A 19,019-nucleotide genomic window follows, 5' to 3' on the forward strand; every position below is an offset into this window, starting at 1 on the left:
GCACGCGACCCGCCAGGTCGACCGGCTGACCCTGCGGTCGATCCTGCAGTCCGGGCTGGAGGGGCGCATCCACTACGGCAAGAATGCCGTCGCGGCCCGCTCGGGCGCCGGCGGGGGCGCGGGCGGCTTCGGCGCTGCGGGCCGGTCGACGAGCCGACCGGTGGCGTGCTTCCGGTCCCCCTGGTCGGCCGCCTCGGTGGGCAGTCGGAGCAGTTGGCCGGGGCGGATCCGGTCCGGGTCGTCGAGCTTGTTCAGCTTGGCGAGCTGTCGGTAGTCGTCGAACTCGTCCAGGTACCGCTCGGCCACTTCCCCGAGGTAGTCGCCCCGCGCCACCCGGTACACCGGCGCGGCCTCGTCGTTCGCCGCCGAGGCACCGGGTGCGGCCAGCCCTGTCCCGGCCATGCCGAGCAGCCCGCCACGGGCCACCGGCGCGGCCGTGCCCGGTGTCGTCGCGGCGCGGGTCGGCGCTGCCAGGGTGGTGACGGCCGTTGCGCTCGGACTCGCGTACACCGGAGTTCCGTAGATTGCCGCGGCGCTGGCGGCGGCGGGGCTGGCGACCAGGATCAGCGCGACCGAGCCGACCAGCGCGGCAGCGGCCTTCTGCTGGCGGCCCATTCCGGGCAGCTTCGGCGCCGGCCGGTGCAGGGTCTGCGCGCCCAGTTCGACGACGACGGAGAAGGCGAACGTGGCCCAGCCGAACCAACCGGCCACGGCCAACGCCCGCAGGAAGAGCTGGCCGTCGTCCCGGCTGGTCAGCGCGGTGCCCACCTCGCTGATCGTGGGGAGGTGATCGGGCAGCGGGTTACCGGCGAAGGCGAGCAGCGCGATCGGCGCGCCGACCAGCAACACCAGGAGCACGGCCAGCGCGCCGATGCCGGTGAGGATTCGTCCGGTCCGCCGTACGACGGACCCACCCGATACGGGCATGGCTGCCTTCCTTCCTACGGTGTTGCGGTGATGGCACGCGCGGTCGCCTCGCCGGTGACGGTGACCGTCTTCTGTTGAATGAACGGTCCGATCATCGAGCGGTGGTAGGTGATGGAGACGGTCACCCGGATCAGGGTTTCCCCGTCGACCTGCGGGAAGTTGACTGTGTGGCTGGCGGTGTTCACGGCGTCCAGGTAGTTGGCGACCGCATCGCGCGCCTCCGGCTCGTTGATCCGCTTTGGCCCGCCCTCGATGGCGGTGGCCCGGTCGATGGCCTGACCGCCGGTCCGGGCCGCCTCGGCGGCCAGGTTCTGGGCGCGTTGCAGGGTGCGGAGCTGCCCGGCGGCGTCGAAGGAGAGGCCGATGATGGCCAGTACGCCGACCATCGTCACCGCGAGGAAGATGCTCACTCGGCCGTGTTCACCTGACCGGGAGGGACTGGCAGCCGACGTGGTGGCCGTCATTGCCGACTCCGGTAACGGTCAAGGGGGGAGGTGAACTGCGCGGAGATCAGCCGTTCACTCGCCATCCCGGGCAGGATGTCGAGGGTGATGTCCTTGAAGGACACGCGACAGCTGATCTTCACCGTCACCGTGGCGTTCGTGCCGACTGTGCTGCTGAAGGCCTTGTCGAAGCTGGACTCACTGTCGGGCGACTTGCCGGTGAATTCCGGGTCCAGGCCGTTGGCGCAGGCCAGGCCGTGCCAGTCCAGCTGTTTCTGGGCAGCCTCCCGCGCCTCTTCTTTGGCGACGTCGGAGTTCCGGGAGATCGACGCGGCCCGAGCGGCGTCGTGCGCGGCTGCTTCGAGCGCCTCCGCGGCAACCGCGCTGCGCCCGACCACGCCGGCCAGCACCATCAACGCGATGAAGGCGGGTGCCAGTACCGCCACCTCGATGGAGACCGAGCCCCGCTCGGCGGTACGGGTCATGGCGGGGTCACCCTCTCCACAGTTCCGTGGGCAGTCTGCCGAATCGCGAAGTCCACGCCCGGCACCACCGACAGGGACCGGCCGCTCACCGTGCAGGTCACGTCGGTCGTGGTGGTCACGCACGTCGGACCGGACCTGTCCCAGCCCACCAGCCAACCGCCGGAGGCCCTCAGGAAGCGGGAGGCGCTGTCCACCCCGGCGCCGTTGCGCGCCTCGTACGTCCGCTGCGCGTTGACGCCGCTCTGCGCGGCGTTCAGGGCGGTGGATCGGGCGAGGAAGACGGCCGCGACCTGGATCGAGGCGAAGAGCAGCACCAGGATCAGCGGCATCATCACGGCGAGTTCCACCGGGTTGGCGCCCCGCTCCCGGTCGCCGGCCGCGAGGCGGCGCCGGGCGGCGGTGACCGCCCGGTGCCACCTCGGGAACGCCTGTCGACTCATGCCGGCTACTACGGCTTCGTGTAATCCGGGATGCCGGTCATCCAGTTGTTGGCCTTGATCAGGGCCGCAGCGGTGACGGCCATGGCGACGGCGACCAGGCCGGCGATGATCACCGCGGTGGGCACCGGGCTGTCGCCGCGCTCACTGTCACGGTGCAGTTCGGCCAGGCGCGTCGTCACCACGACGTGCAGATAGCTGAGGATGGACATGGCGTTCTCCTTCAAGGGGGAGGGGTCAGACACGGGCGATGAACGGATAGAGGACGAACCCGAGCAGCACGAAGACGAGCAGCGCGCCCGGGATGTCAAGCTTGCTGGTCACCCCTTCGGCGCGAGCCAGGTTGTCGGTGCGGATCTGGTCGCGCAGCGAGTCGGCCCGGCTGCGCAGCGTCTCGTGCACCTGCGCGCCCTCGCTGCCGGAGGAGCGCATGATCGCGCCGACGTCGCCCAACTCGGGAATGCCGATCTTGTCGGCGAGGTCGCGCAGCTCGTCCCAGGGCGCGTGCATCTGCATCTGGGCGATCCGCAGCGACTCCTGGAGTCGGTCGAACACCCAACCGTCACAGACCGCCGCCGCACGCTCCAGCGACTGCACCGGCCCGTGCGCGGCGGAGAGCTGCAACGCCACCAGATCGAGGTAGGTGCAGACCGCCTGGCGGAACTCTTCACGGGCGGCGTTGGCCTTGGTCAGCACGGCGCGGTGCGCCAGCAGGCCGGCCAGCAGCGCCAGGCCGAGGCTGCCCAGCACCGGCACGACCACCGGGAAGGGGATGCCGAGCACCCACAGCACCACCCCGAGCACTGTCGGCGTGGCCAACCCGATCAGCGCGGAGAGCAGCACCGACAACGCGTACTGCTCGGAGGTCTGACCGATCAGGGCGAGCTGCATCTGCGGCGGCCGCAACCAGCGGGACATCCCGGTCAGCCAGTCGAGCCGCCGGGACGCGGGCGTGGCCACCCGGCCGGTGCCCGGCGGCTGATGCAGTCGGCGCAGCGCAGGCCCCAGCGCCGGTGTCGCCGGCACCAACTCCCGGACCACCAGGAAAACACCCAGGCCGATCCCGGCGCCACCGCAGACCGCGAGGGCAAACTGCCAGTTCACGATCATGCGATCACCTCGGCCGGGTTGGGCGCCGGCAGGAACCGGGCCGGCCGTTGCGGCTGGCTCATCGACCGCACCCAGGCCAGCAGGCCGATGAAGGCGGCGCCGAGGGCGGCCATCACCAGCTGACCCACCGGTGTGCCGTACGGCCTGATGTACTCGGTGTTGACCAGCCCGTACGCGAGGGTCGCCAGCGTCATCCCGGTGAGGAAGCGGACCGCGAACCGGGGCTGGGTGCGCTTGGCCTCGATCTCCCGGCGGGTCGCCACCTCGGCGGACGCCGCGCCGGCGATCGAACCGAGCACGTCACCCAGCCGCTCACCCCGGTCCGACAGGTGCAGGATCAGCGCAGCGACCACCTGGTCGCAGACCGGGTCGGCGATCTCGTCGGCGAACGCCAGCAGCGCGGAGCGGGCCATCCAGCCGGCCTGGAGACGGGCGGCGAGCAGCCGTACCTCGTCCTCGACGCCGGGCGGCACGCTGCCGATCGTGCCGAGGATCGCCTGTTGGAGGCCCTGCCCGGTGCCGGAGACGTCCTTGAGTCGGCGGGTCCACTCGCCGACGGCCTCGATCCGGGCGATCGCCCGCTGCTCGGCCTTGCCCACCCCGAACAGCCACGGCGTGCCGGGCACCGCCACCGCCACCAGCAGACCCACCACCGGCAGCCCGGTCAGCAGGAACGCCAACGCGCCGGCGACCAGCGCGACGACCAGCAGCGCCTGGTAGCTCCGCTGCTCGGCCGGAGTGCTGCCCGGGCCGCGCCACAGTCGGCTCAGCCCTGGCCCGCCGCCCGGCTGCGGCCCGGGGGGTCGACGGGTGCCGACCAGGGCGACCACGGCCAGCAGCAGCCCGGCCACACAGGCGGCGCCGGAGACCACAGCGATCAATTCCAGGCTGTCGAGCATCACGTCACCGCCGGGCCAGTCGGGTCTGCCGAGGCCGCCGCCAGGCACCCGCACCGGCCTCGATCCACCGGGTCAGCAGCCGCGCGTCGTAACCCACCCGCAGCAACTGGTCGCGGACCCGCTCCGGCAGGTGCCGGGGGACCGCACGACCGTCCGGGCCCGGCCCGAAGACGGTGGTGGTGGTGATCCGACCGGCTTCGCCGGCCCCGATCACCTCCTCCACGTGCGAGACGAACCGGTGCTTCCGCCCGCCGATCGCGGTCTCGTCCTCGATGGTGACGTAGACGATCAGGTCGAGCGCGTTGCCGGCCATCCGGCGGGCCTGGTCGACTGTCATCTCGCGGCCGTGCGCCAGGGCCAGCTCGACGATCCGTTCACCCACACCGGAGGCGGTGCGGGCGTGAATGGTGCACATCGACCCCCGGCTGGTGGTCATCGCCTGGAGCATCGGCACGATCTCCCGGGACCGCACCTCGCCCACGATGATCCGCAGGACGCCCATCCGCAGCGACAGCGGGATCAGATCGGCGATTGTCACCTCACCGGCTGGGCGCCCGTCGAAGCCGCGCTCGCCGTGGCCCTCCCGGGCCTCGAAGCTCATCACCGCCCGGTGCCGTTCCCGACGGCGGGCCGGGAGCAGTTCCCGACTCTCCTCCAGCAGCACGTACGGCTCATCCTGCGGGATCTCGTTCATCAGCGCCCGGATGACAGTGGTCTTACCGGCGCCGGCCAACCCGGCGACCATGATGTTCAGACCGGCGCGCATCGCCGCGCGGAGGAAGTCGCGCAGCAGTGGGTCGATCATCTCGTCCAGGTCACCCCGGGCGCCCGCGAGGTCGTCGAGGCTCACGTCCAGGGTGTTGTGCTTGCGGATCACCGCGTACGGGCGGTGGCTGACCAGGAACACCGCGGCCAGCCGGCTGCCGTCGGGCAGTTGCAGGTCGAGGGTGGGCTTCACCGTGGAGAGGGACCGCTCGGTCGCGCCCGCCCGACGGGCAGCCGCCTGGAGGATCTCCACCAGCTCGGCGTCGCTGTCGGCGATCGGTTCGGCCCAGTCCACCCCACCGCCGTGCCGGGTGATGCGCACCTGGTCGCAGCCGAGGATGTGCACCTCCTCGATGGTGTCGTCGACAAGCAGCGTCTGTAGCCGGCCGAGCCCGACCAGCTCGGCGGTCACCTGGTCGAGCAGCAGGCGTTCGTCGCCGGCGGCCATCGGCGTGCCGGCCCGACGTACCGAGTCCGCGTACGCGGCGACCACTGTGACGGCGAGTCGGGCCCGCTCGGTGTCCTCCTCGTCGACTGTGAACTCCCGGCCGCGCTGCCAAAGGGTGAGCCGTTCGGTGAGTTCCCGGCGCAGCTCCCGGACCACCTGGAAGTCCATCCGGGCCCGGGGCGGCGCCTCCGGTGGCGGGCTGGCCGTGGGCGTCGACTGGGGTTGCGGCCCGGACTGGTGGTGCCGGCCGTTCGGCACGGCCAGGGGCGGCGCGGTGGAGGTCACTGCCGGTGGCTGCTGGCGCGGATCGGTGGAGACAGGCTCAAACCGCATCCGGCACCCCCTGCTGCACGGGCCACGCCAACCGGGCCCGTCGCCGTTCCAGGAGCGCCCCGATCGGAACCTCCAGCGCTGCCGCCGCGCGCATCAGCGGCCGACCGGCCCGCACTGTCCCGCCCAGGGCGAGCACCCCGGCGGTACGCGGATCGTGCGGCAGCCGTGCGATGACCGGCAGTTTCAGGGCGCGGCTGATCTCGGACCGCCCGTGCCCATCGCCGACCAGCAGCAGCCGCAGGGTGCCCGGGGGCACCCTGTGCTCGGCGAAGTCCCGTTCGATGGCGGTGACCACCGCGCGGGTGCCGGACAGGTCCGGCAGGTTCGCCCGGGTCACCAACAGCACCACCGAGGCGGCCCGCAGCACCGGCCACGGAGGCCCGGTCACGTGCAGCCGACCGCAGTCGACAAGGACGTCGTAGCCGGGGGTGCCGCGGTCGAGGGCGTCGAAGTAGTCGGCGAAGCGCTGCCAGAGCGGGGTGACGCTGCCGCTCTGGGCCGGGTCGACGAGGCCGGGCAGCAGCAGCCGTTCCCGGCGAGGGGCGTCCAGATCGACCAACTGGGACCAGAACGCGGTCTCCAGGTTGCCGTCGCGCAACTCGCCGACGGCCAGCTCTCCGATGCCGCGCGGGCCGTCCAGTTGGCCGCCGAGGTATCCGGCGAGGATCGAGCCGCCGGCCGGGTCACATTCGGCGACCACCAGCCGCCGGTGCCACGCCAGCGCGCAGGCCAGCGCCGAGGTGGTGACGCCGGGCGAACCCTTCGCGGACACCAGCGCGATGATCGCCATGCTCAGGCCGCCTCGGTCAGTACGACGGCGAGCCGTTCCTGTGCGGCGAGTGCCACCACCGCCGGCACGTCACGGGTGAGCAGCGCCAGGTACAGGACCTTGTCGTCGGTGGCCGGGCTGACCATGTCGATGACGGTGGCCGCGAACCGGGTGCCGGCGGCGGCCGTGTCTTCGTCGGCATTGTTGTCCGGAGTGCTGACCAGCAGCACCTTGTCGCCGGGGTGCAGTTCGCGGGCCGGCACCTGGGCGGTCTTCAGGCCGAGCGCGATCTGCTGCTGGCCGGGGCCGAGCAGCGGGTCGTCGGTGACCTGTCCCAGGGTGAGCAGCGTGCCCGGAAGCAGCGCGACAGCGGCCCGTTTGCCGACCACCTCGTCGAGCCGTGCGGCGGGCACCGGGCGCAACCCCTGGCCGCCGGCGACCTGCACGGTGACCAGGTCGGCTGCGCTGATCTCCCGGCCCACCTCCACCGGGCGGGCCACCGCCAGATAGCTGCCGGTGGCCCGTACTGAGGTGACAGCGAAGGCCGCTCCCAGCCCGCCCAGCGCGATCAGGAGGACGGCGAGACCGAGCAACCCGGGACGGACCCGGCGCTGGCGGACCACTGTGGGCGGGTTGATGGGTGCGTCCACCGACGGGGTCCCGTTGCGCGTCGCGAGGCTCATCTGGTGACCACCTGGAGTTCGTTGATCTGGATCTGCACGATGCCGCTTCTCCGGGTCTGCGGGATCACCCGCCTCGTGGCGTCGTTGTTGGTCCACCAGTTCACCGTCCAGTGCGTGGTGGCGGTGACGTCGTAGGTGTCTGCCTTCGGGTAGCCCTTGTCGTAGCCGCAGTCCGGGGAGGTGGAACCCGCCCGCGTGCCCGTGGCCTTGTACTCGGTGCCGGCGCTGTAACAGGTGACCTTCTTGCCGTTGCCCATGTCCCAGACGATCCGGTCGACCTTCGCTTCGATGTAGACGGTCAAACCCCTGTCGGACTCATCGGCGTATAGCGGGCCGAAGTAGTTCTTTCCCGGCGTGGCCCACATCCAGACGGGCAGGCCGACCAGGCCGGGGCCGACGTTCTTGCGGGGTGCCACCTTCAGGCGCGCCGGCAGCAGGCTGATCGACGCCAGGGCGCGACGGGCCAACTCCTCCGGGTCCGGCGGTGCGCCGAAGCCGCCCGGCGGGTCGGCCAGGGACACCACCTCCTGGGCGCCAAGGTCGCCGCCGTTGCAGGTTTTCAGGTACCACTGCTCACCCTCGGGGGGAGCGACCGGCCCCTCGGTCAGCTTGTAGTAGCACCCGTCGCCGCTGTTGAACCAGCCCAGGTCCTCGTCGTAGCAGGGGATGGTCCGCCCGTTCCACTGACAGGAGCCGCCACCGCCACCGCCGCCGTCGTCCCCGCCCCCACCGTCGTCCCCGCCGCCCCCGGGATCACCGGGATTGCCGGGCTCGTCGTCCCAGACGCTGCAGTCGGGTTGGTCGGGTGGGCAGCCCGCTCCCGGGTCGGCCCGGAGGGCTGCGGGGGCCGGCGGGGCCGCACCGACCACCAGCAGGAGCGTGAGGCCGAGCCCGGCGAGTGCCCGTCGGGTTGTCGCGGCCCCGCTCAGCACGGCTGGTCCCGGTGCGTCACGCCATAGTTGATCAGCCAGCGGCCGTCGGGATAGCGGGTCGCGGTGGCGGTGGAGAGGTGCCGGCCGCCACCGCTGCCCGGTACCGAGCGCTTGTCCTTGGCGTAGACCAGCCGGTAGCCGGTCGTGTCCAGGCAGTCCTGGATCTCCACTGTGGCTGGTCTCGCGTCCAGGCTGACGGCGGTCACGGTCGGGTCGGACTTGAACGTCCCGGTACGCATAGCGCCGTGCTCCTTGGCCTCGCGAATGGATACCCGGACCCGAGTCAAAAGTGGATCACCAAGGAACCGGGACAGTTCCGGCGAACGAGGATCACTGCGCAGGCCCGCCGTGCGCGATGCCGCGAGATAACCGGAGTACGCGTCAAGCGCCGCCTTTTCGGCAGCGCGTCGTTCGATGTCGGAATCGGTCCGGGGTCCGTTGTCGCGAACTGCCGTAGGTCGTTCGACCGCTTCCTGTCCGCTGGCGCAGGCGGTGACCGGCATCGCCGCCACGCCCACCAGCAGGCAGATTGCCGCTCTTCTGAGCTGCCGTCCGCGCACCGTCGAGCCTCCTCGTGGTCGCCCGGGGCGGTGATGGTTCACCGCCGCCGGGCATGCGGAAGCGCGCCCGGATCAGCACATCCGGAGCCGTTCATTGCGCTTCTGCATTCACCGTTACGGATCTTCTACAAATTCGGGGTCCTGTGTCGTCCGATGGTGAAGGTGAGGCTTGCGTCACACCCAAGGGGCGAGCATAGGCTGACGCTCGCCGATGCAACAGAGGCAATTCATCCGAACACTCAGCGTGATGACAGGTGGTGGTGGTGGGTGTCCACACTGCGGTCGGGGCAATGGGCGAACAAACTGTCGTTATTGGTGGGGGGTCGCCGGGCCGGATGGGCTCACCGGAGTCACGCCACCGGCCGCGGGAGTGGGACATCGCGGTCTCATCCCGGCATTCGACCGACGTCGGCACCCTGTCGGCGGGCTGCCTCGTCCACCGGCAAGCCTGATTCGAAAGCGGTCGACAGCGCGCGTGCAGGCTCCGGTCGGCACGTCGCTTTCTGCGCCATCCGCTACACCATTGCGGGTGTTCAATCACGATCCGTGTTCATCATCACGGGGGAGCAGCTGGCCGCAAAGGAGGCGACATGGCGCTGACCGGCCCCCCGGCGGCCATCCCCGGTCGGGGAGACCCACCCGATCGGAGCCCAGCACCCCCGCCGTCCGGTGCGACGACGGAACCCGCACGCCAGGCGACGCCCGCTCCGTCGAGCGAACGACCGGCCGCCCTCGCCTCGGCGGTGGCACGCACCCGGGTTTCGACGGTGTTCGCGATCCTCGCGATCAGTCCGCTGATGCGGTTGGTCGCGCTGCGCTACGCCGTACCCCCGGGTGTGCCCAGCCGGACCGGCTGCGACGCCTGCGGCGCGCCGGTCGGCCTGACCCGCCCCTGGCCGGCGCTGGGCCCGGCAGCCCGGTGCGGTCAGTGCCGCGCCCGGGTCGGCCCACCGCCGGCCACCGTCGAGCTGGCCGTGCTCGCGGCGGCGGTGCTGCTGGCGCTCGCCGGGCCGCCGGGCGGGGCGCTGCCGGCGCTGATCTGGTGGCTGGGCTGGACCATCCCGGCGATCCTCGTCGACCTGGCCGTGCACCGGTTGCCGGACCGGCTCACAGTGCCCGCGGCGGCCGGGACCTGGCTGTTGCTCGGCGTGGCCGCGCTCGACGCCGACCCGGGGCACTGGCTGCGAGCCGTCATCGGCGGGGCCGGGCTGGCGTTCTTCTTCGCCAGCACCGCTGTGCTGCTCGGCCGCCGCGGCTTCGGGCTGGGCGACGCCAAGCTCGCGCTCAGCGTCGGCGCGCTGCTCGGCTGGTACGGCTGGCCGGTGCTGCTGTTCGGGCTGGTGCTCACCTTCGGGCTCTCCGCCCTGGTGAGTCTGGGCCTGCTGGCCACCCGCCGCGCCAACTGGAGCACCCACCTGCCCTTCGGCCCGTTCCTGCTGCTCGGCACAACGGCCGCCCTCCTGCTGGCGACCTGACCCCGCCCCCGCCCCCGCCCCCGCGATCTTGCACTTCCTGTCCCGGCATAAGGGGCGTCCCGCTCATATCGACAACCGAAAGTGCAAGATCGGCGTGGCGAGGGGGCGCGCTCTCACTCCAGGTCGCGCTGGCCGCTAGGGGCGGGAGCGGCTGGCCAGTTTGGGGACCGGGCTGTCGGGACGGTTGGCCCGGCGGCGGAGCACCTCGCTGGTCGGGCGGGCCAGCAACGGGGTGAGCACCACTGCGACCAGGGCGCCGAACAACACACCCGCGATCACGTCGTGCGGGTAGTGCACACCCACGAAGACCCGGGAGAAGGCACCGAGCGCGGCCAGGGGCAGCGCGACCAGGCCCAGTCGGCGGGAGAGCAGCAACGTGGTGACCGCCAGCGCGCCGGCGATGGTGGCGTGGTTGCTGGGGAACGACCAGTCGCCCGGCGGTGGGCAGGCACCCGCGATGATCTCCCGACCGATCGTCCGACAGGGGCGGTCCTGGTCCACCACTGTCTTGAAGAACTCGCTGCCCACGTACGCCAGGAGGGCCGGCACCGGCGCGATCAGGGCGAGTGCCCGGTCGTGCGGGCCGCCGGACCGGCGGCTCAGCGCGGCCATCACCAGCAGCGCGCCGAGTAGCAGGATCACCCCCTCGGTGGCGTGTCCGACGAACCACTGCACCGGCTCTGGGCTGCCGGCGGCGGCGTCGACGACGTCGCTGTACCACTCGGCACTGATCTCCGGAACGTCCATGCTGCCGTTGTCGACCATGCATCACCTCACTTCACGTTCATACCCTGTTCACCTTGGGCACACCCTAGGAACGCGCCAGAGGGCATCGCTGCTGTCGAAGGTCGGGTGGTCTGTCAGACCTTCGTCCAGGGTTCGCACAGCCGGCTCTGGTTGGCTGTTGCAGGACGTCGACATCGACAGGAGGCCTCGTGCAGACCGGTTCGGCCACCGATCAACAGCAGTCCACCACCGCGCTGGCGGACGACGAGACCTGGCGGATCCGGCGCACGGAGGCTGACGTGGACCGGCTCGGCGAGACCGAGTCGATCTTCGCGTTGGGCAACGGGTGGATCGGCTGGCGCGGGGTGCTCGACGAGGGTGCCCCGTGCGGGATGCCGGGCAGTTACGTCAGTGGCTTCCACGAGCGGCGCGAGCTGAGCTATCCCGAGGAGGGGTACGGGTTCCCGCAAGCCAGTGACACCGTCATCAGCGCACCGAACGCCGCGCTGATCCGGCTCTGGGTCGACGACGAGCCGCTGGATCTCCGGACCGGAACGCTGCGCAGCCATGAGCGGGTGCTCGACCTGCGTACCGGCGTGCTGCGCCGGGAAACCGAGTGGATCTCACCGGCCGGGCGGGGCGTACGCATCCGCAGCACCCGGTTGGTGTCCCTGCCGCGTCGCCCGGTGGCCGCCGTCCGGTACGAGGTCGAGCCGCTGGACGCCGCCGTCGAGGTGCGGGTCTGCTCGGATCTGCTGGCCAACGAGAAGGTGCCGGAGCGTTCGGACGATCCTCGGGCCGCCTCGGTGCCCACCGACCCGCTGACCGCCGAGACGTACCGTGCGACAGGCCTCGACGGCGTGCTGGTGCACCGCACCGAGCGCAGCGGCCAGCGCGTCGCGGTCGCTGTCAGTCACCTGCTGGAGGGCCCGGACACGGCGACGATCAGCGGTGACTGCACCCCAGACCGGGTACGGCTGACCGTGACGGGTCGCCTGCACCCGGGGGAGCGGTTGCGGCTGACGAAGTTCGCCGCCTACGAGTGGGCGGCTGTCGACGCGACGCCCGCCGACGAGTTGGCCGCCCTGGTCGCCGCCGAGGCGGACGCGGCACGCGCGGACGGCTTCGATGCCCTACTCAGCGATCAGCGCGCCGCCCTGGACGCGGCCTGGCAGGTCGCCGACGTGCGGCTCGACGGCGATCCGGAGCTTCAGCAGGCCGTTCGGTTCGCGATGTTCCACCTGATCCAAGCCGGTCGCCCGGAGTCCGACCGGACCATCTCGGCCAAGGGGTTGACCGGCAACGGCTACGACGGGCACGTCCTCTGGGACACCGAGAGTTACGTCCTGCCGGTGCTCACCTACCTGGCCCCGGCGGTGGCCCGCTCGGCGTTGCGGTGGCGGCACGCCCACCTGCCCGAGGCGCGGGAGCGGGCCGCCGAGCTGCGGTTGACCGGCGCGACCTTCCCGTGGCGCACCATCGGCGGCCGGGAAAGCTCCGGCTACTGGCCGGCGGGCACCGCGGCGCTGCACGTCAACGCCGACATCGCCGACGCGGTGCTGCGTTACCTGGCGGCCACCGACGACCAGGGGTTCCTGGCCGAGGCGGGGCTGGAACTGCTGGTGGAGACCGCCCGGCTCTGGCACGGTTTCGGCCACTGGTCGGACGAGGGCGACTTCCACCTGCACGGGGTGACCGGCCCGGACGAGTACGCGGCACTGGTCGACGACAACGTGTTCACCAACCTGATGGCGAAGCGCAATCTGTGCGGTGCGGCGGACGCCGCCGAGGCGCATCCCGAGCTGGCCGGCAGGCTCGGCGTGGACCGCGACGAGGTGGCCGGCTGGCGGGCCGCCGCCGACACGATGGCCGTTCCGTACGACAGCGAGCGCGGGGTGCACCAGCAGGCCGCCGGCTTCACCGAGCAGCCGGAGTGGGACTTCGCGAACACCGGCGACGACGACTACCCGCTGCTGCTGCACTTCCCGTACCTGGAGCTGTACCGCAAGCAGGTGGTGAAGCAGGCCGACCTGGTGCTGGCCATGCAGCTCTGCCCCGGTGAGTTCACCGCCGACGAGAAGGCCCGCAACCTGGCGTACTACCAGGCCCGCACGGTCCGCGACTCGTCGCTGTCGGCGGCACCGCAGGCAGTGCTGGCCGCCGAGGTCGGGCACCTCGATCTGGCGTACGACCTGTTCGCCGAGTCGGTTCTGCAGGACCTGGCCGACCTGGGCGACAAGACCGCCGACGGGCTGCACCTGGCCTCGCTGGCCGGCGCGTGGCTGGCGCTGGTGCAGGGCTTCGGTGGGCTGCGCGACGACCGGAGGGTGCTCTCCTTCGACCCCCGACTGCCGCGCCGGATCGACCGGCTGGCGTTCAGCCTGCGCTGGCGCGGCCACCGGCTACGGGTCACGTTGACTCCGGCCGAGGCCCGCTACGAGCTGCCCGACGCCGCCGCGGATGCCGAGGTCGAGCTGTGGCACCACGGCGAGTCGCTGCGGGTCACCGGTGCCGAACCGGTCACCCGGTCGATGCCACCGGTGCCCGACCCCGGCCCGGAGCCGCCCTCCCCGCCCGGCCGCCGCCCCACCCGCCGCTCAGCCGACTGAGCCGCCCCGACCGGCTCAGGGGACGCCGCGGCTCAGGTCGGCGCGGGCTCCGGATCAGGTCGGGCCGGGACCGCCGGCCATCCGCTCGCGGACGGCCTCCAGCGCCTCGAAGGCGTACGCCCAGTTGTGGCACTTGAAGCTGCGCAGGCCGTCGATCGCCGTGTGACAGTCGGAGCAGCGCACCCCGGCGATGGCATCCGGGATCTCGGTGTTGACGTACTTGCGCTCACCCAGGATGACCGTAGCGATCATGGCCTTGTCGTGCAGGCCGGAGAGCGCCGACGAGACGATGTCGTACCAGGTGACCCGCCGGCGGCACTTCGGGCAGTCGGGTTCGTCGCCGCTGACCCAGAGCGGGGCGCCGATGCTGCGCGCCGGCATGCCGAGCAGTTTCTCCAGCCGCCGGACGTCCGACTCGGGGGTGGTCCAGCGGTGTCGGCCGGGCAGTGATGCGGGCGAGTCGTACACGGCGCGGAACAGGTCGTTGTCGACCTGCACGGTCTCGCGCTGAGCGGTCATCGGCGTCCCTCCTCGTTGAGTCGGTGCCCCCACCGTGGTCAGCGGTGACCATGGGCGCAGCCGGATCAACGACACGAGGGGTCAGCGGGTCGTCGCCGCAGGTGTTAGACATCGAGCTCCGCGCCCGTCGCCGAAGGGATCCCGCATGACCGATCAGCCGGCACGACGCCACAGCGCCCGGCAGTCACCTGGTGCTGTCCCACCTGACGCTTGACGGCATCCCGCCGGAGCCGGCCGAGCGCGGCCAGGCCGTCTACCGCAACAGCAGCGCCCCGCTGGTGCCCCGCTCACGCGCCGAGACGGCACGCTTCTTCGCCGGCTACGACCTGGTGGAACCCGGCCTGGTCGCCACCACCCGGTGGCGCCCGGAGGGCGAGCCGGAGACCGTGGACGCCCACGGGTACGCCGGGGTCGGCGTCCGCCGCTGACAGCGCTTTCGCCTCCGGTGGCCGGCCTCGGGTGGTACGACGGACGCAGGGCGTGCGCCAGCGGGAGGAGCGCCGATGGCGAGCAGACCCGAACGGCTGCTGCGGGGAAGTGACTCACCGCTGAGCGCCTCGTTCCTGGAGCTGTTCTTCGACCTGGCGTTCGTGCTCGCCCTGAGCCAGTTGGCCGCCCACCTGCTGCACGACCTCAGTCTGGGCGGCGCGCTGCACACCGCAGTGCTGTTGGCCGGGGTCTGGTGGATCTGGGTGACGACCACCTGGTTCGCCGACTGGTACGACCCGGAGAGCCCGGCGGTGCGCTGGCTGCTGGTCGGTGCCGCGCTGAGCAGCCTGCTGGCCGGGGTGGCGATCCCGCAGGCGTCGGACGGGCGGGGCCTGCTCTTCGCCGGCGCGTACGTCTCGGTGCACATCGCCAGGGGGGCGGTCACCGCCCTGGCGCTACGCGGCCACCCGCGGCAGAGCCGGGCGCTGCGCATCCTCTGCTGGTTCAGCGTGTCGGCCGTACCGTGGTTGGCCGGCGGGTTTCTGCCGGAGTGGCGGGTGCCGCTCTGGCTGCTCGCCCTCGCCATCGACTTCACCGGCCCGCGCCTCGGCTGGCCCACGCCACTGATGGGTCGGACCGGGTCGCAGGAGCTGCATCTGGCCGGCGAGCACTTCGCCGAGCGGTACCAACAAATCATGATCATTGCGCTGGGCGAGCTGGTCCTGGTGGCCGGCCTCTCGTACGCCGACACTGACCTCGCCCTCCCGCAGACCGCCGCGTTCCTGCTGGTCTTCGCCGCCGCGGTGCTGATCGGTCTGCTCTACGTCACGCCTGCCGGGCAGCGCCTCGGCCCGGCCATCGAGCACGCCGACCCGTCCCGACTCGGTGTCACCACCGGATACCTGCACCTGGTGATGATCGCCGGGCTGGTGGTCACCGCCGTCGGCGCCGAGCTGAGCATCGCCCACCCTCTGCGCGACGGTGACCGCACTGCGGTCCTGGTCATCCTGAGCGGCCCGTTGCTGTTCCTCGTCGGGCGGATCCTGTTCTCGGCGGCGATCCACCGGCGACTCTCCTGGCCCCGGGTTGCCGCACTGCTCGTGCTGGCCGGTGCGGCGGCCGTCGTGCGGCTGCCGCTGGTGGCGGTCAGTGCGGTCGCCACCGGCGTGGTGCTCGTGGTGGTCGTCCTGGACCACGCCGGCATCGGGTCGTACCGGCACCGAGCTGGCGCGTAGTCCATATGCCTGACTAAAGTCAGGCATATGGACTCGGCTCTCATCGCCGCCGTGCGGCGGTTCAACCGGACGGTCACCCAACGGGTGGGTGCGCTCGACGACGAGTACATGGCCCAGGGGCGCCCGCTGGGGCAGGCCCGGCTGCTCTGGGAGATCGGCCCCGCCGGTGCCGAGGTCGCAGCGCTGCGGGCCCGGCTCGGCCTGGACTCTGGATACCTCAGCCGACTCCTGCGCACACTGGAGAACGACGGCCTCATCGCCGTCGGGCCGGGCGACCAGGCGGGCGGTGACGGCCGGGTCCGCGTCGCCACCCTCACCGACGCCGGCCGGACCCAGTGGGCCGACCTCGACCAGCGGTCCGACGATCTGGCCGCCTCGATCCTCGAACCGCTCACCGAACGCCATCGCGAACGACTCGTCACCGCCATGGCCGAGGTCGAACGGCTGCTCATCGGCTCGATGGTCGTCATCGAGCCATGCTCGCCGAGCGACCCGCGAGCCCGCTCGTGCCTGCGGGCCTACGCCCGCGACATCGCGCGACGATTCGACGACGGGTTCGACCCGGCGCTGAGCAACCCGGTCCACGACGAAGCGCTCGTCCCGCCCAACGGCGTGCTCCTGCTCGCCACCCTCAACACCGAACCGATCGGCTGTGGCGCCGTCAAACTCCACGCCGACGCACCCGCCGAGATCAAACGCGTGTGGGTTGCCGACACCGTACGTGGCCTCGGGGTCGGGCGGCGGCTGCTGGGCGAGCTGGAACGGTACGCCGCCGAGCGCGGCGCGACAGCGGTCCGGCTGGACACCAACCGCAACCTCACCGAGGCGATCGCCCTGTACCGGGCGACCGGTTACCGGGAGATCGAGGCGTACAACACCGAGCGCTACGCCCACCACTGGTTCGAGAAGCGGTTGGGGCACTGACGGCCGCGACCGTCCGGTGGTCGGGCGGCTACAGCCGCTCGAAGCTCTCCATGCCGGCGAGTTTCAGCACCTCGGTCCGGGTCGCCGGGCATTCCTTGCGGGTCTGGTCGTCGATGTCACGGCCGTTGGGCACGGGGCCCTGCTTCTCGTACCAGGAATAGAGGTTCACTGTGAGGTTGGCCATCACGCCCGTCTCGGACCCGATTCCCTTGAGCGTCGGCACCTGGCCGGCCAGGTAGGCGCACACTTCCTTCGCCGACACCGAGGGGCCGTCGGCCGGAGCGGATCCGGCCGCGCTGGTCGATCCTGTCGTGTCTGGCGCCGCAGTGGGCTCGGGCGCGTCGGTCTCGGTGCACGCCGTCAGGGCGAGCACGAGGCAGAGGGCTGGTGCGAGCGGTCGGAACGTACTCATTGGATTTTGTCCTCACGGGGTTCGTGGTGGGTGGGGGTTCCGGCGGCGTTCGCGGTGACGAGCCAGAGGCCGGTGGGCAGCCGGTAGCCGACGCCAGGCTTACGGAACCGGCCGAGCAGCCGGGCGGCCCCCGCCCGGGCCGAAGCCTGACCAGCCGGCGGAGCCGTCCGGTACGCGGCGCCGGCCGGGCCGACCTCGATGAGCCATTCGGCCACCGCGTCAGCGTCGTCCGGAGTTTCCAGGACGACATCGCACTGCGTGATCGTGACGGCGGTGAAGCCGGCGGTGGTGAGGATCCGGGCGAGCCGCTCCGGGTCGGCGAACGCGAACGGACCGGGCTCGTCACCGACCGGGAGCGGTGGTAGAGGTCCGAGATGTGGTGCGGCGCCGAGCATCGCCGCGGACAGCCACGGGTTGACCCCGCTGTCGCGGAAGACGGTAGCGGCGAGGCGCCCTCCGGGGCGCAGTGACCGCCGGATCGTGCGGCAGCCGGCAACCGGATCCGCCAACAGCATCAGTGTCATTCGTGAGAACGCCGCGTCGAACGGGGCACCGGGCACGGCATCGAGAGTCTCGACGTCGGCCACGTGGAACTGGATGCCCGGGTGCCCGTCGGTGGGGAACCGGCGTCGAGCGGCGGTCACCATCGCCTCGTCGATGTCGACACCGATCGCCGCGCCGGTCTCGCCGACCGCGGCGGCGATCTCGGCCGTGGTGCCGCCGCAGCCGCAGCCCACGTCGAGGATTCGTTCGGCGGGTAGTGCCGCCAGTCGATCCATGGCCGCCGCTCCCAGCGGTCGACCGGTCTCGTCCTGCCTATCGGCGTGGCGAATCCAGCCAGCTGCCGCTTCCGCCCAGAAAGCGGTGCCGCGGGCCCGCAGGCTGGCGGTGTCGGCCATCAGAACGGCATCTCGGCGCCGTCGACGCTCATCGAGCGGAAGTGAGCCGCCTTCGTCGGGTCGAAGCCGTCCTCCTGTGCCGCCAGGCCAGCGGCCCGGACCAGCCGTTCGGACTGGAACCGGCGGAATGCCGCTTCGTCCTGCCAGACGTTGATGATCCGCCAGCCGTCCTCGGTCGGCCCGGCGACATGGGCGAGGAGACCCGGGGGTCGATCCGGCCCGAGGTGTCGTTCCACCTGCCGGTACTCCGCTTCGCTGACGCCGGGCATCTCCTGCAACACACCGAACGGCATGGCCGTCACCTCTCGATAGAGTGAGCCTCTATCCAATAGAGCACTACAGTTGAGAGGTGGTTGTCAAGCGGCGATATGACTCATCTCGGCGACAGGAGCAGGCCCGACAGACCCGGCGGGCGATCCTCGAAGCGGCTGGCCGGCTGTTCGTCGATCCGGGCTACGCGGCCACACCGCTGACCGCTGTCGCAGTGGAAGCCGGCGTCGCGGTCCAGACCCTGTACGCGGTGTTCGGCAGCAAGCGGCAACTGCTCTCCCAGTTGGTCGACGTCACCCTGGCCGGCGACGACGAACCGGTGGCTCTGCCGGACCGGCCCTTCGTGGCCGAGATCCGCGCCCTCGCCGACCCTCAGGCCAAGCTCGCCCGCTACGCCCGCCATCTGGCCGAGGTCAACGCCCGGCAGGCCCAGGTGATGCTCGCGCTGGCCGGGGCTGCCACGGCCGATCCGGATGCCGCCGAGATCTGGCGCAAGAACGTCGACGACCGCCGCCGCGGCATGGCCATGTTCGCCGCCGAACTCGTCGACACGGGAGGCGTACGCCCCGACCTGAGCGTCGATCAGGTGGCCGACATCCTCTGGTTGGCCCAGGACGTCCGCAACTTCGACTGGCTCGTCCGGCAACGCGGATGGGCGATCGAGCAGTACCAGCGGTGGTATGTGGACACCGTCGGCGGCGCGATCATCGCCGGCGCCGGGTAACGCGGC

General features: G+C 71.6%; 22 protein-coding genes and 1 pseudogene. 6 read left to right on the forward strand and 17 right to left on the reverse strand.

Features of this window, described 5'->3' with window-relative positions:
• Positions 1 to 105: 105 nt before the first annotated feature.
• From AB0C20_RS10470 to AB0C20_RS10525, 12 genes and pseudogenes are all read right to left on the reverse strand, one after another.
• Positions 106 to 927: pseudogene (locus AB0C20_RS10470) on the reverse strand (LysM domain-containing protein); the annotation flags it as partial.
• 14 nt (positions 928 to 941) lie between these two features.
• A complete protein-coding gene (locus tag AB0C20_RS10475; protein WP_357179246.1) occupies positions 942 to 1,391 on the reverse strand; it encodes a pilus assembly protein TadG-related protein in 450 nt (149 codons plus the stop codon).
• A complete protein-coding gene (locus AB0C20_RS10480; protein WP_357179249.1) occupies positions 1,388 to 1,855 on the reverse strand; it encodes a TadE/TadG family type IV pilus assembly protein in 468 nt (155 codons plus the stop codon). Before AB0C20_RS10480 ends, AB0C20_RS10475 begins: the two co-directional genes overlap by 4 nt.
• The gene (locus AB0C20_RS10485; protein ID WP_357179252.1) at positions 1,852 to 2,295 is read right to left on the reverse strand and encodes a TadE family protein; all 444 of its coding nucleotides are present in this window, start codon (positions 2,293 to 2,295) and stop codon (positions 1,852 to 1,854) included. Before AB0C20_RS10485 ends, AB0C20_RS10480 begins: the two co-directional genes overlap by 4 nt.
• Before the next feature lie 8 nt (positions 2,296 to 2,303).
• Positions 2,304 to 2,504 (reverse strand): hypothetical protein, encoded by a 201-nt coding sequence (locus tag AB0C20_RS10490; protein WP_112698784.1) that lies wholly within the window; start codon positions 2,502 to 2,504, stop codon positions 2,304 to 2,306.
• Between the two features lie 25 nt (positions 2,505 to 2,529).
• A complete protein-coding gene (locus AB0C20_RS10495) occupies positions 2,530 to 3,402 on the reverse strand; it encodes a type II secretion system F family protein (protein ID WP_357179256.1) in 873 nt (290 codons plus the stop codon).
• Positions 3,399 to 4,301: a type II secretion system F family protein gene (locus tag AB0C20_RS10500; protein ID WP_357179259.1), complete on the reverse strand. Its 903-nt coding sequence runs from the start codon at positions 4,299 to 4,301 to the stop codon at positions 3,399 to 3,401. Before AB0C20_RS10500 ends, AB0C20_RS10495 begins: the two co-directional genes overlap by 4 nt.
• 4 nt (positions 4,302 to 4,305) lie before the next feature.
• Positions 4,306 to 5,847 (reverse strand): ATPase, T2SS/T4P/T4SS family, encoded by a 1,542-nt coding sequence (locus AB0C20_RS10505; protein ID WP_357179261.1) that lies wholly within the window; start codon positions 5,845 to 5,847, stop codon positions 4,306 to 4,308.
• Entirely contained in the window at positions 5,837 to 6,637 is an 801-nt protein-coding gene (locus AB0C20_RS10510) for a ParA family protein (protein WP_357567762.1), read from the reverse strand. The genes AB0C20_RS10505 and AB0C20_RS10510 overlap by 11 nt, the downstream gene beginning before the upstream one ends.
• 2 nt (positions 6,638 to 6,639) lie before the next feature.
• Positions 6,640 to 7,299 carry an SAF domain-containing protein gene (locus AB0C20_RS10515; RefSeq protein ID WP_357179267.1) on the reverse strand — a complete coding sequence of 220 codons (660 nt, stop codon included), beginning with the start codon at positions 7,297 to 7,299 and terminating at the stop codon, positions 6,640 to 6,642.
• Positions 7,296 to 8,231, reverse strand: coding sequence for a hypothetical protein (locus tag AB0C20_RS10520; protein WP_357567763.1), 936 nt, complete (start codon positions 8,229 to 8,231; stop codon positions 7,296 to 7,298). The genes AB0C20_RS10515 and AB0C20_RS10520 overlap by 4 nt, the downstream gene beginning before the upstream one ends.
• Positions 8,225 to 8,791 (reverse strand): hypothetical protein, encoded by a 567-nt coding sequence (locus AB0C20_RS10525; RefSeq protein WP_357567764.1) that lies wholly within the window; start codon positions 8,789 to 8,791, stop codon positions 8,225 to 8,227. The genes AB0C20_RS10520 and AB0C20_RS10525 overlap by 7 nt, the downstream gene beginning before the upstream one ends.
• Positions 8,792 to 9,588: 797 nt before the next feature.
• Here AB0C20_RS10525 and AB0C20_RS10530 point away from each other — a divergent pair.
• On the forward strand, positions 9,589 to 10,266 hold the full coding sequence (locus AB0C20_RS10530; protein WP_357179523.1) for an A24 family peptidase: 678 nt from the start codon (positions 9,589 to 9,591) through the stop codon (positions 10,264 to 10,266).
• A 135-nt stretch (positions 10,267 to 10,401) separates the two neighbouring features.
• Here the strand turns inward: AB0C20_RS10530 and AB0C20_RS10535 are convergent, their stop codons facing one another.
• Positions 10,402 to 11,031 (reverse strand): phosphatase PAP2 family protein, encoded by a 630-nt coding sequence (locus AB0C20_RS10535; RefSeq protein ID WP_357179276.1) that lies wholly within the window; start codon positions 11,029 to 11,031, stop codon positions 10,402 to 10,404.
• Positions 11,032 to 11,201: 170 nt separating this feature from the next.
• Between AB0C20_RS10535 and AB0C20_RS10540 the strand changes: the two genes are divergently transcribed.
• Positions 11,202 to 13,601: a glycosyl hydrolase family 65 protein gene (locus AB0C20_RS10540; protein ID WP_357567765.1), complete on the forward strand. Its 2,400-nt coding sequence runs from the start codon at positions 11,202 to 11,204 to the stop codon at positions 13,599 to 13,601.
• A 54-nt stretch (positions 13,602 to 13,655) separates the two neighbouring features.
• Here AB0C20_RS10540 and AB0C20_RS10545 read toward each other — a convergent pair whose 3' ends face one another.
• Complete coding sequence (locus tag AB0C20_RS10545; protein WP_357179282.1) at positions 13,656 to 14,120, reverse strand: hypothetical protein; 465 nt, start codon at positions 14,118 to 14,120, stop codon at positions 13,656 to 13,658.
• Between the two features lie 152 nt (positions 14,121 to 14,272).
• Here AB0C20_RS10545 and AB0C20_RS10550 point away from each other — a divergent pair, with 152 nt between their 5' ends.
• The 3 genes from AB0C20_RS10550 (at position 14,273) to AB0C20_RS10560 (ending at position 16,708) form a co-directional block, all read left to right on the forward strand.
• Positions 14,273 to 14,548 (forward strand): SAM-dependent methyltransferase, encoded by a 276-nt coding sequence (locus AB0C20_RS10550; protein ID WP_357567785.1) that lies wholly within the window; start codon positions 14,273 to 14,275, stop codon positions 14,546 to 14,548.
• 75 nt (positions 14,549 to 14,623) lie between these two features.
• Positions 14,624 to 15,784: a low temperature requirement protein A gene (locus tag AB0C20_RS10555; RefSeq protein WP_357179286.1), complete on the forward strand. Its 1,161-nt coding sequence runs from the start codon at positions 14,624 to 14,626 to the stop codon at positions 15,782 to 15,784.
• 27 nt (positions 15,785 to 15,811) lie between these two features.
• Positions 15,812 to 16,708 (forward strand): helix-turn-helix domain-containing GNAT family N-acetyltransferase, encoded by an 897-nt coding sequence (locus AB0C20_RS10560; protein WP_357179289.1) that lies wholly within the window; start codon positions 15,812 to 15,814, stop codon positions 16,706 to 16,708.
• A 28-nt stretch (positions 16,709 to 16,736) separates the two neighbouring features.
• Here AB0C20_RS10560 and AB0C20_RS10565 read toward each other — a convergent pair whose 3' ends face one another.
• From AB0C20_RS10565 to AB0C20_RS10575, 3 genes are read right to left on the reverse strand one after another with little or no spacing between them, the layout of a single operon-like run.
• On the reverse strand, positions 16,737 to 17,120 hold the full coding sequence (locus AB0C20_RS10565; protein WP_357179292.1) for a hypothetical protein: 384 nt from the start codon (positions 17,118 to 17,120) through the stop codon (positions 16,737 to 16,739).
• Positions 17,117 to 18,019, reverse strand: coding sequence for a methyltransferase domain-containing protein (locus AB0C20_RS10570; RefSeq protein ID WP_357567766.1), 903 nt, complete (start codon positions 18,017 to 18,019; stop codon positions 17,117 to 17,119). The genes AB0C20_RS10565 and AB0C20_RS10570 overlap by 4 nt, the downstream gene beginning before the upstream one ends.
• Entirely contained in the window at positions 18,019 to 18,312 is a 294-nt protein-coding gene (locus AB0C20_RS10575; protein WP_328651444.1) for a hypothetical protein, read from the reverse strand. The genes AB0C20_RS10570 and AB0C20_RS10575 overlap by 1 nt, the downstream gene beginning before the upstream one ends.
• A 56-nt stretch (positions 18,313 to 18,368) precedes the next feature.
• On the opposite strand from AB0C20_RS10575, the gene AB0C20_RS10580 reads away from it, so the two are divergent.
• Positions 18,369 to 19,013 carry a TetR/AcrR family transcriptional regulator gene (locus AB0C20_RS10580; RefSeq protein WP_357179300.1) on the forward strand — a complete coding sequence of 215 codons (645 nt, stop codon included), beginning with the start codon at positions 18,369 to 18,371 and terminating at the stop codon, positions 19,011 to 19,013.
• The last annotated feature ends 6 nt before the right edge of the window (positions 19,014 to 19,019 follow it).

The organism is Micromonospora sp. NPDC048843, from assembly GCF_040649965.1.
Classification (GTDB): Bacteria; Actinomycetota; Actinomycetes; order Mycobacteriales; family Micromonosporaceae; genus Micromonospora; species Micromonospora hortensis.

Excerpts from the sequence above, each read along its gene's own strand:
- AB0C20_RS10475 (WP_357179246.1), bottom strand. The coding sequence starts at position 1,391 with ATGACGGCCACCACGTCGGCTGCCAGTCCCTCCCGGTCAGGTGAACAC.
- AB0C20_RS10480 (WP_357179249.1), bottom strand. The coding sequence starts at position 1,855 with ATGACCCGTACCGCCGAGCGGGGCTCGGTCTCCATCGAGGTGGCGGTA.
- AB0C20_RS10485 (WP_357179252.1), bottom strand. The coding sequence starts at position 2,295 with ATGAGTCGACAGGCGTTCCCGAGGTGGCACCGGGCGGTCACCGCCGCC.
- AB0C20_RS10490 (WP_112698784.1), bottom strand. The coding sequence starts at position 2,504 with ATGTCCATCCTCAGCTATCTGCACGTCGTGGTGACGACGCGCCTGGCC.
- AB0C20_RS10495 (WP_357179256.1), bottom strand. The coding sequence starts at position 3,402 with ATGATCGTGAACTGGCAGTTTGCCCTCGCGGTCTGCGGTGGCGCCGGG.
- AB0C20_RS10500 (WP_357179259.1), bottom strand. The coding sequence starts at position 4,301 with ATGCTCGACAGCCTGGAATTGATCGCTGTGGTCTCCGGCGCCGCCTGT.
- AB0C20_RS10505 (WP_357179261.1), bottom strand. The coding sequence starts at position 5,847 with ATGCGGTTTGAGCCTGTCTCCACCGATCCGCGCCAGCAGCCACCGGCA.
- AB0C20_RS10510 (WP_357567762.1), bottom strand. The coding sequence starts at position 6,637 with ATGGCGATCATCGCGCTGGTGTCCGCGAAGGGTTCGCCCGGCGTCACC.
- AB0C20_RS10515 (WP_357179267.1), bottom strand. The coding sequence starts at position 7,299 with ATGAGCCTCGCGACGCGCAACGGGACCCCGTCGGTGGACGCACCCATC.
- AB0C20_RS10530 (WP_357179523.1), top strand. The coding sequence starts at position 9,589 with ATGCGGTTGGTCGCGCTGCGCTACGCCGTACCCCCGGGTGTGCCCAGC.
- AB0C20_RS10535 (WP_357179276.1), bottom strand. The coding sequence starts at position 11,031 with ATGGTCGACAACGGCAGCATGGACGTTCCGGAGATCAGTGCCGAGTGG.
- AB0C20_RS10545 (WP_357179282.1), bottom strand. The coding sequence starts at position 14,120 with ATGACCGCTCAGCGCGAGACCGTGCAGGTCGACAACGACCTGTTCCGC.
- AB0C20_RS10555 (WP_357179286.1), top strand. The coding sequence starts at position 14,624 with ATGGCGAGCAGACCCGAACGGCTGCTGCGGGGAAGTGACTCACCGCTG.
- AB0C20_RS10560 (WP_357179289.1), top strand. The coding sequence starts at position 15,812 with ATGGACTCGGCTCTCATCGCCGCCGTGCGGCGGTTCAACCGGACGGTC.
- AB0C20_RS10565 (WP_357179292.1), bottom strand. The coding sequence starts at position 17,120 with ATGAGTACGTTCCGACCGCTCGCACCAGCCCTCTGCCTCGTGCTCGCC.
- AB0C20_RS10570 (WP_357567766.1), bottom strand. The coding sequence starts at position 18,019 with ATGGCCGACACCGCCAGCCTGCGGGCCCGCGGCACCGCTTTCTGGGCG.
- AB0C20_RS10575 (WP_328651444.1), bottom strand. The coding sequence starts at position 18,312 with ATGCCGTTCGGTGTGTTGCAGGAGATGCCCGGCGTCAGCGAAGCGGAG.